This is a genomic window from Gilliamella sp. App6-5 (assembly GCF_001690525.1).
In the GTDB taxonomy this organism is placed as follows: Bacteria; Pseudomonadota; Gammaproteobacteria; order Enterobacterales; family Orbaceae; genus Gilliamella; species Gilliamella apicola_H.
Genome location: NZ_LZGT01000024.1, coordinates 1 through 10236 on the forward strand (window position 1 = coordinate 1; position 10236 = coordinate 10236).

Consider the following 10236-nt stretch of genomic DNA (forward strand, 5'->3'; position numbering starts at 1 on the left):
GCTTAATCAAGCCATCAACGCAGAAAGAGAATTAAACGGAAAAAAGCCTTAAAGCCATCGACGGTAGAGAAATACAAGGAGGTTAAAGTCAGTACAACAGATCCGGACAGTGGCTTTATGCATCGGGAAGGCAAGCCTAAAGGGTTCTTCTACTTAGATCACCGAACGGTTGATGGCAAACATAATTTAATTACCGATACCTATGTCACTGCCGGAAATATCCATGATTCCCAGCCTTATATGGCTCGATTAAAACGCCAGCTAGAGCGGTTTGGCTTTAATCCGGTTGGTGTCGGTCTTGATGCGGGTTATTTTACGGCTCCCATTTGCCATTTACTGCTGGCAGAGCAGATATATCCGGTGTTGGGTTATCGTCGTCCCACCCATGGTGCGAATCCCATCAGAAAAAAGCAGTTTATCTATAACGGTCAAAACGATACTTATACTTGCCCAAACGGGCAAACATTAATATATAAAACTACCAGCAGGGAAGGTTATCGTCATTATCATTCTGATGCAACAACCTGCAAAATCTGTCCGTTATTGTCACAGTGTACACAGAGTAAAAATACACAGAAAGTCATCACACGGCATATCTGGGAAGCAGATAAAGAGAAAGCCAACGAGATTCGTTTAAGTCAGTGGGGTAAAAAAGTCTATGCTCGGCGAAAAGAAACGATAGAGCGCAGCTTTGCTGATGCTAAACAACATCACGGACATCGCTATGCACGATTTAGAGGAAGAGCGCAGGTTCAAATGCAGTGTTTATTGGCCGCAACGGCTCAAAATATCAAGAAAATAGCGATAAAGCTATTTTTGTTACGTTTTTTTAGGCTATTTTTTAATTTATTTAATAAAATCCAAATTAAAAATCCTATTTATGGTTTAAATAAAAAAATAAACCCCGAATTATATCGAGGTTTGTCATCAATCTGAAAGCGTCTTTAATGACGCTTTAGATTAGAAATTACTGTGCTTATTTTTTTAGCTCAGCAAGTTTTTTACGAATATTAGCAGCACGATCTGATGAAGATGGATGGCTACTTAAGATTGACGCATCACCGCCACCTAATTTATCAAAAGCAGTTGCAAGACCTGCTGGGTTAATTTTTCTTTTCACTAGAAAATCAAAAGAGTAGTTATCAGCATCTTTTTCTTGACGTTGTGAGAATTGCGCATTAACAACAGCAGTAGCTAAAGCGCCTATAGAAGATTTAGATAATTTAGCTACTGCTGCATTACCTGATACAGCGGCTGCATCACGAGCAATTTCGGTTGCATATTGTACCTGAATCGCTTTTTTGCTGTGACCTAAAGCAACGTGACCTAATTCATGACCTAAAACGCCTTGAATTTCATTGTCAGTCATCATGTCCATTAAACCACTATAAACACGAACACAACCATTAGCCATCGCCCAAGCATTAACATCTTTTGTAATGTATACTTTATAGTTAATTGGGGTTCCATCTAAATTGTTACCAAGTGCTTTAGCAATTTTATTTAATCGTTTAGTATAAGCACTTTTTGCTGGAGCAACTTTTGATTGCGCATCCATTTCAGCACAAGCTTGTTTAGCTATGTCTTTTACATCATTATCACTAAGTGTTGCAGCTTTTAAACCTTTCATTCCTAAGTTAACTGCATCATTAGGATTCATGTTACAACCAACGAGAGACATTGCTGCAACTAAAGGCAGTGTAACCAACAATGTTTTTTGGGTATTTTTCATACTATTTTTCCTTATATTAATATAACTTTCAATTGCCTAATTTCTTTTAGACGGTTGGAATTTTAACGCAACTATTATAATAATCAACAAATAATTACTTGCTTAGGCATTATGAGGGCTTTAGACTAATGCCTCATTTGTTAAGGAACACAATTATGCAACTATCCGATTTTGATTTTTATCTTCCTAAAGAGCTGATTGCTAAACATCCTTCAAAAACTAGAAGTGCATGTCGACTTTTATCACTTGATAGCCATACAGGTAAAATTGAAGATAATGTATTTACTGATATTATCGACAAAATAAATCCAGGTGATTTACTTATTTTTAACAACACAAAAGTGATTCCTGCTCGCTTGTATGGAAAAAAAGCTTCAGGAGGAAAAATCGAAATCTTAATTGAAAGGATATTAGATAATAACCGAGCGCTTGCGCATATTAAGGCCTCGAAATCACCTAAAGTAGGCGCAGAACTGATATTAGGAGAAAATGCATCTATTTATGTTACGATGCTAGCACGCCACGATACTTTATTTGAGTTACAGTTTCCTGATGATGTACTTAGCATTTTAAATAAAATTGGCCATATTCCATTACCGCCTTACATTGATCGTCCAGATGATGAACAAGACCGTGAAGTTTATCAAACCGTCTATAGTAAAGTGCCCGGAGCAGTCGCAGCTCCTACTGCCGGCCTTCATTTCGATAAACCTTTATTAGAAAGACTAAAACAAAAAGGGGTTGAAATGGCATTTGTTACTTTACACGTTGGAGCAGGAACGTTTCAGCCAGTTAGAGTTGAAAATATTCAAGCGCATATTATGCATTCAGAATATGCCGAAGTACCCGACTCAGTTGTGGATGCCGTATTAGCATGTAAAGCGAGAAACAATAAAGTTATCGCTGTGGGAACAACTTCGGTTCGCGCTTTAGAAAGTGCTGCGCAAAGAACAGGTGAAATAGCACCTTTTTTTGCCGATACCCAAATTTTTATTTATCCAGGCTACCAATTTAAGGTTGTTGACTCCCTCATCACCAATTTTCATCTACCAGAATCAACGTTGATTATGCTTGTTTCTGCATTTGCGGGTTACGAAAATACCATGAATGCTTATCAACATGCAGTTAAAGAAAACTATCGATTTTTTAGTTACGGCGATGCTATGTTTATCACTGACCTGAATAATCAATCTTAATAAAACATTAAATAGATAGCCAATCTGATTTGAACTAATCCCAAATCAGATTGGCTATTTTCAATTAACTACCCAGATATTTATTTACCGTTTATCCTATTAATAATATTCGTTATGCGTTTTTTGCTTGAAGGGTGAGATGTTGGATTATTTGTTGAATGAATAGGCACTTTTACTAGCATTTCAACTAAACTCATCGGATCAATATTTTGACTGACTAATAAATCAAAAGCATAATTATCAGCTTCGACTTCATATTGTTGAGCAACTTCTTCTTTAGCAATAATAACAAGTTCGTCAATGTTATCAGTAAATTCAATATAAGGGGCTTGTAGAAATAAACTAACTGCATGTTTGAGCGCTATATGCGCCTGTTCGTGAGCAAGCACTGCTTGTAACTCATTATCATTTAACAATTTTATTAAGCCACTGTTGACACGTATACAGCCATTAGCGGTAGACCATGCATTAGGCTCGGTATTAATATAGACTTTATAATTTATCTCAATATTATTCGCTTTTGTGGGTAAGGTTTTAGCAATTTTATTTAGCCTTTGGCTTAATGCATGATCATCAGCAGGTATCACTGCTCGCTTATCTATTTCAATGCAAGCAAGCTCACTAATGGCAAATATATCATTTTCGGAGAGCGATTTAAGCCGTTCTGAGGTAATGACTTTTGGATAAGTCTTATTTTGGTTCTGACAGCCAGTGATTAAAAACAGCAACAAATACGACAAGAATAAAATAATGCATTTCAAACGATTCAAACCCCCTCCAAATATTGTTTATTCCAGTCAGGCGCGATAAACTAGGCCCTGCAAATTAATGATACGGCTACGTATTATAACAATAATTCGCGCCAAACTGTTTATTTGGTCGCAAGAGGTTAATAAAAAATGAAATTTGAATTAGATAATACCGATGGATTAGCTCGTCGAGGACGTATGAAATTCGATCGTCGCGGGGTCGAATATACTGTTGAAACCCCAGCCTTTATGCCTGTTGGTACTTATGGCACGGTAAAAGGTATGACACCTGAAGAGGTTGCCGCGACCGGCGCTCAAATCTTGCTTGGTAATACATTCCATTTATGGTTAAGACCGGGGCAAGAAATCATGCGTAAACATGGTGATTTACATGATTTCATGCAGTGGCATGGCCCAATTCTAACCGATTCAGGTGGGTTTCAAGTTTTCAGTCTTGGAGATATTCGTAAGATTAAAGAAGAAGGCGTTTATTTTCGTAATCCGATTAATGGCGATTCGATTTTCTTATCACCTGAAATCTCAATGGAAATTCAATACGACTTAGGTTCAGATATTGTCATGATTTTTGATGAGTGTGCGCCCTTTCCTGCTGAGTGGGATTATGTCAAAAAATCAATGGAGATGTCATTGCGCTGGGCAAAACGAAGTCGCCAGCGATTTGATGAATTAGGCAACAAAAATGCGCTATTTGGTATTGTGCAAGGTGGTATACATCAGGAGTTACGTGATATCTCGATTAAAGGGTTAACCGAAATTGGCTTTGATGGCTATGCTGTTGGGGGATTAGCGGTTGGCGAGCCTAAAGCAGATATGCACCGAATTTTAGAAGGTACTTGTCCACAATTACCTGCCGATAAACCTCGTTACCTAATGGGAGTGGGTAAGCCTGAAGATTTAGTTGAAGGTGTACGCCGAGGGATTGATATGTTTGACTGTGTGATGCCGACGCGAAATGCGCGCAATGGTCACTTATTTGTCACAAATGGCGTGATTAAAATCCGCAATGCGAAATATAAAGACGACACCACACCGCTTGATCCACATTGTGATTGTTATACCTGTCAACATTACACAAAATCTTATCTTCATCACTTAGATAAATGTGGAGAGATTTTAGGTGCACGTTTAAATACCATCCACAATTTACGTTATTATCAACGCTTAATGGCAGAAATTCGTGAAGCGGTTGCCAACAAACGTTACGAAGATTTTGTTGTCGAATTTTATCAACGCATTGGCAAAACACCTGCTCCTTTATCAAAATAAACACATAACAAGCATAATTTTTTACAGTAAGTATTGACACTTTTTAGTTAGCGCAGTATTATGCGCTTCCTAACGGCGAGTAGCGCAGCTTGGTAGCGCAACTGGTTTGGGACCAGTGGGTCGGAGGTTCGAATCCTCTCTCGCCGACCAATTTCATAAAAAAGCCTACTCAAATGAGTAGGCTTTTTTATTTAATCCTATTTTGGCTGAATTTAAATGAATGATGCTTTGTACAAAGCTAGCTAATACTGTTTTTGCAATACAATCAAAGCAGCGATACTTATCAAGTCAGCACACTTCATTTTGACTAACAAAAACTATAAACTAGCTCTTGATTGAATCATTGGCACTAATACTGATAAGTCTGATTGATAATTAGTTTCATTTCTTAACTGATTTAACAATAAATTAGCTATATATTTGCCAATTTGCTTAGACGGCTGAGCAACGGTTGTTAATGGTGGAAAACTGACTTTGCTAAACTCGCTATCGCCAAACCCACTTACCGCTAATTGATATGGAACACCAATATGCCGCCGTTGACACTCATAAAGCACACCACATGCTAATTCATCAGTCGTACAAATTAAGGCATCGATCTCAGGCCAGTTCAAAAGTACATCCGGTAGTAATTTACTTCCTGTGCTAAAATTAGCAGGCTTTGCAGCATGCATAATCCTATGCGTAGATAAATGGTGATTTAGCATTGCTTTATGCCAGCCATGTAACCGTTGTTGAAAAAGGTAGTATTGCTGGTTAGCACAAAGCAAACCAATAGATCGATAACCTTTTTTGATCACATGTTCAGTCAACATATACATTGCTAAACTATCATCCAATCCCACATTCAGATTGGTTAATTCATCATATTGCTTGCCAATATTCATAACTTGAACGGTTTTATTTCGAGCTACTTGTCGAATAAAATCATCACTTTCAACATAAAAAAGGAGTATTGCTTCAAGATTATGGCTATATAGTGTATTTAATAATTGTGATTCACATTTAAGGTAGTGGTAAGATTCAATGATTAATATGGTATATCCTTCTTGTGCCAAGCTTGCTTGTAACACATTAAGTAATATTTGAGTGGCGTGATCATAGATTTTAGTCGTTATAATTGCGATGACCTGATTAGCCGATGCGGATGCTAATAAGCTAGCTGCAACATTTGGTTTATAGCCTAACGTATCAATGGCAATTTGAATCTTTTTACGAAGTTTATCAGAGACACGCTCTGGGCTACGCAAAGCACGAGATACCGTCATAGAGCCAACACCCGCAAATTTAGCCACATCAAATAAAGTAACCTGTCCTGTACTTCTGCGTTTTTTTATATCCTGCATCTTTCACTCCAATTGCATGTCAATGATAGCCAATTAACAGTGGATGTATCATAACCTCATAAAAGATTATGGATCTGTCTTTTAAATCACAATCTTTTAAATAATATTATTCGGCAAAAGTAGACGTTTTCTGATTAATTTATTGAAAATGATAACTACATCACATAATGGCTGAAAATTTTATCAACTTTGATAGCGCTATCACATTTCTTATTTTTTTTTATTTCTATTATTACGCGGTGTGTTAATTTCCTAATAAGCTCTCAATGAGATCAAATTTAGCGGAGGAAAAATGTTAGCAAAATGGTTAACTAGCCAAACGGTCAATATTGTTGATTCAATCGAGGATTGGCAAACAGCGATACAACTTTGTGCAAAACCGTTATTACAAAATAACACTATTTCACCTGATTATATTCAAGCCATTTTCAAATTACATGAATCAATTGGCCCTTATTATGTCTTGGCTCCTGGCATTGCGATGCCACATGCAAGACCAGAACAGGGCGTAAACCAATTGGGTCTATCAATGCTATTGGTCAAAGACGGCGTCAAATTTAATTCAGAAGAAAACGATCCTGTTTATTTAATTACTTTATTAGCAGCAAGTGATAGTACTAGCCATATTGAAATATTAACTCAATTGGCAACACTATTTGGTACACAAAATGATATCCAGACAATTTTTAATGCGCAAACCCCTGCTCAAATATTGTCTGTTATCAACCATTATTAAATTTAATTAAACTCAATAAAAGGATAAACAAAATGAAAATTATGGCTGTTTGTGGTTCGGGTCTTGGTAGTAGCTTTATGGTTGAAATGAACATCAAAAAAGTTCTTAAAAAATTAAACATTGATGCAGAGGTCACACATGCCGATCTTGCTTCAGCAACACCAGATCAAGCTGATGTATTTGTCATGACAAAAGATTTAGCTGCCAGTTCAGGTATTCCTGACAATAAATTAGTTGTACTAAACAATATTATTGATATCAATGATTTAGAATCAAAACTTGTTGAACATTTTGCTAAGTACTAATCAACCTATGAGGTGTTGCCATGATTCAAGAAATCGTAAAATTTATTGTAGATATTTTAAAAGTACCTGCGATATTAGTCGGTTTAATTGCGTTGGTTGGACTCATTGCCCAACATAAATCATTTGCTGATACCGTAAAAGGTACAGTTAAAACAATTTTAGGTTTTTTGGTATTAAGTGGTGGTGCAAGTGTACTTATTAGTGCAATTACCCCACTAGGCATAATGTTTGAACAAGCTTTTAAATTACAAGGTATCATTCCTAATAATGAAGCCATTGTTTCTATGGCATTAAATGAATTCGGTGCAGCAACAGCATTAATTATGGCATTGGGTATGATCGCCAATATTGTGGTCGCACGGTTTACACGCTTAAAATTTATTTTTTTGACAGGGCATCATACGTTTTATATGGCTTGTATGATTAGTATTATTTTAACCGTAGCAGGTTTTCAAGGCTGGCAACTCGTGTTCACAGGTTCATTAGTTCTGGGATTAATTATGGCATTTTTCCCTGCGTTAGCACAACCACATATGCGTAAGATTACTGGTAATGATGATGTTGCATTTGGACATTTTGGTACTTTAGGTTATGTGTTAGCAGGGTGGCTTGGACAAGCTGTGGGTAAAAACTCTCGTTCAACCGAAGAGATGAATTTACCTAAAAACTTAAGCTTTTTGCGAGATAGCTCAATTTCAATCTCATTAACAATGATGGTTATCTATCTCATTTTAGCAATATCAGCTGGTGCAAGCTATGTCGAAACCAATCTCAGTAAAGGTGATAATTATTTAGTTTATGCAATTATAGAAGCAATAACTTTTGCTGCTGGGGTATTTATTATTCTTCAAGGTGTGCGATTAATTCTAGCTGAAATTGTACCTGCCTTTACAGGTTTTTCCGAAAAATTAGTCCCCAATGCCAAACCGGCTCTTGATTGCCCTGTAGTATTCCCATATGCACCTAATGCAGTACTCATTGGTTTTTTATTTAGCTTCCTTGGTGGTCTAGTCGGATTATTTGTTCTAGGGCAATTAGACTTAGTCCTCATATTGCCAGGTGTTGTTCCCCATTTCTTTTGCGGCGCTACTGCTGGCGTATTTGGCAATGCAACGGGAGGACGTTGTGGGGCAATGCTAGGCGCGTTTGCGAATGGTTTATTAGTCACATTTTTGCCTGTTATGCTATTACCAGTATTAGGATCACTAGGTTTTGCCAATACGACTTTCTCGGATGTCGATTTTTGTGGTATTGGAATTATTCTTGGTAATATGGCTAAATGGTTTCACAAAGATATGATAATGGGTATTTTTATGGCTATTTTTGCCATATTGGTTATTTATAATTATGTTGCTAAACCGAAAGTGGATGCAAAAAATTAAGCATACTTACTATAGCCTCTAATCATATTAGGGGCTTTATACAAGCGATTAATATGGAAAAATAAAAATTGTGGCAACGAAAATAACCCGATCATAAGCAAAATGCCATTCTTGTTTTATATTTACCAACAAAAATTTTACATTTACAACCACTATATCCAACCATAAGATTAAACATTTAGGCGTAAAAAAGAAAGAAATAAACATGAACAATATCAAACAAGCGAGTATTTATGTTAATAAACATATTTCTCTACAACCACCAGCAAAAGAGCTCGCTGCTGAGTTGTATCGTGTTATAGATTTTAACCGAGATTATTTTAGCCAATTTATGGAATGGCCTAAGTTTGTGACTCACCCAAAAGATACCGCTGATTTCTTAGATTCTTGTTTAGCAAAACATCAAAATAATCAGTCAAAAAATTATGTCATTATGTTGAATAATCATGCTGTAGGGATGCTTTCTTTTAATCAAATCGATCAAAATAATAAAACAGCCTACCTTGGCTATTGGTTAGATAGCCGAGTTCAAAGACAGGGGATCATGACACAAGCCATTATAATGCCCTAACAAAATATTATGCGACAAAACGAATCATTAAACGCTTCGTTATTAAATGCTCTGTTGAAAATAGGCAAAGCAATGAAGTGGCCAAGCGATGTGGTTTTAGCTATGAAGGGACACTTAAGCAAGCTGAGTATTTAAATGATACTTTTTACGATCAACACATTTATAGTTTAATTTCGACTTATCTTTAACAGTGTTATCTTAATTAAAAGAAACCAAAAACTTTTGGTTTCAGATTGATGACAAACCTCGATATAATTCGGGGTTTATTTTTTTATTTAAACCATAAATAAGATTTTTAATTTGGATTTTATTAAATAAATTAAAAAATAGCTTAAAAAAACGTAACAAAAATAGCTTTATCGCTATTTTCTTGATATTTTGAGCCGTTGCGGCCAATAAACACTGCATTTGAACCTGCGCTCTTCCTCTAAATCGTGCATAGCGATGTCCGTGGTGTTGTTTAGCATCAGCAAAGCTGCGCTCTATCGTTTCTTTTCGCCGAGCATAGACTTTTTTACCCCACTGACTTAAACGAATCTCGTTGGCTTTCTCTTTATCTGCTTCCCAGATATGCCGTGTGATGACTTTCTGTGTATTTTTACTCTGTGTACACTGTGACAATAACGGACAGATTTTGCAGGTTGTTGCATCAGAATGATAATGACGATAACCTTCCCTGCTGGTAGTTTTATATATTAATGTTTGCCCGTTTGGGCAAGTATAAGTATCGTTTTGACTGTTATAGATAAACTGCTTTTTTCTGATGGGATTCGCACCATGGGTGGGACGACGATAACCCAACACCGGATATATCTGCTCTGCCAGCAGTAAATGGCAAATGGGAGCCGTAAAATAACCCGCATCAAGACCGACACCAACCGGATTAAAGCCAAACCGCTCTAACTGGCGTTTTAATCGAGCCATGTAAGGCT

General features: G+C 36.7%; 10 protein-coding genes, 1 tRNA gene and 1 pseudogene. 8 read left to right on the forward strand and 4 right to left on the reverse strand.

Features of this window, described 5'->3' with window-relative positions; translation table 11 throughout:
• A pseudogene (locus A9G24_RS02955) lies at nt 1-936 on the forward strand (IS1182 family transposase); the annotation flags it as partial.
• A 40-nt stretch (nt 937-976) separates the two neighbouring features.
• Here A9G24_RS02955 and A9G24_RS02960 read toward each other — a convergent pair.
• Nucleotides 977-1732 carry a M48 family metalloprotease gene (locus tag A9G24_RS02960; protein WP_065637699.1) on the reverse strand — a complete coding sequence of 252 codons (756 nt, stop codon included), beginning with the start codon at nt 1730-1732 and terminating at the stop codon, nt 977-979.
• Between the two features lie 155 nt (nt 1733-1887).
• On the opposite strand from A9G24_RS02960, the gene queA reads away from it, so the two are divergent.
• Entirely contained in the window at nt 1888-2928 is a 1041-nt protein-coding gene (queA, locus tag A9G24_RS02965) for a tRNA preQ1(34) S-adenosylmethionine ribosyltransferase-isomerase QueA (RefSeq protein WP_065637700.1), read from the forward strand.
• A gap of 80 nt (nt 2929-3008) precedes the next feature.
• Here queA and A9G24_RS02970 read toward each other — a convergent pair whose 3' ends face one another.
• A complete protein-coding gene (locus A9G24_RS02970) occupies nt 3009-3698 on the reverse strand; it encodes a M48 family metalloprotease (RefSeq protein ID WP_065637701.1) in 690 nt (229 codons plus the stop codon).
• 129 nt (nt 3699-3827) lie between these two features.
• On the opposite strand from A9G24_RS02970, the gene tgt reads away from it, so the two are divergent.
• A complete protein-coding gene (gene tgt / locus A9G24_RS02975) occupies nt 3828-4964 on the forward strand; it encodes a tRNA guanosine(34) transglycosylase Tgt (protein ID WP_065637702.1) in 1137 nt (378 codons plus the stop codon).
• A gap of 73 nt (nt 4965-5037) precedes the next feature.
• Nucleotides 5038-5114: transfer RNA gene (locus tag A9G24_RS02980), tRNA-Pro, on the forward strand.
• Between the two features lie 167 nt (nt 5115-5281).
• Here the strand turns inward: A9G24_RS02980 and A9G24_RS02985 are convergent.
• Nucleotides 5282-6310: a LacI family DNA-binding transcriptional regulator gene (locus A9G24_RS02985; protein ID WP_065637703.1), complete on the reverse strand. Its 1029-nt coding sequence runs from the start codon at nt 6308-6310 to the stop codon at nt 5282-5284.
• A 292-nt stretch (nt 6311-6602) separates the two neighbouring features.
• On the opposite strand from A9G24_RS02985, the gene A9G24_RS02990 reads away from it, so the two are divergent.
• From A9G24_RS02990 to A9G24_RS03005, 4 genes are all read left to right on the forward strand, one after another.
• A complete protein-coding gene (locus A9G24_RS02990) occupies nt 6603-7046 on the forward strand; it encodes a PTS sugar transporter subunit IIA (protein WP_065637704.1) in 444 nt (147 codons plus the stop codon).
• A gap of 32 nt (nt 7047-7078) precedes the next feature.
• A complete protein-coding gene (locus A9G24_RS02995) occupies nt 7079-7351 on the forward strand; it encodes a PTS sugar transporter subunit IIB (RefSeq protein WP_065587140.1) in 273 nt (90 codons plus the stop codon).
• Between the two features lie 20 nt (nt 7352-7371).
• On the forward strand, nt 7372-8733 hold the full coding sequence (locus tag A9G24_RS03000; RefSeq protein ID WP_065637705.1) for a PTS ascorbate transporter subunit IIC: 1362 nt from the start codon (nt 7372-7374) through the stop codon (nt 8731-8733).
• A 205-nt stretch (nt 8734-8938) separates the two neighbouring features.
• Nucleotides 8939-9304, forward strand: a complete 366-nt coding sequence (locus A9G24_RS03005; RefSeq protein WP_081303056.1) for a GNAT family N-acetyltransferase — start codon at nt 8939-8941, stop codon at nt 9302-9304.
• Nucleotides 9305-9532: 228 nt separating this feature from the next.
• Here A9G24_RS03005 and A9G24_RS03010 read toward each other — a convergent pair.
• On the reverse strand, nt 9533-10236 hold a 704-nt coding region (locus A9G24_RS03010; protein WP_255307221.1), incomplete at its 5' end, for a transposase.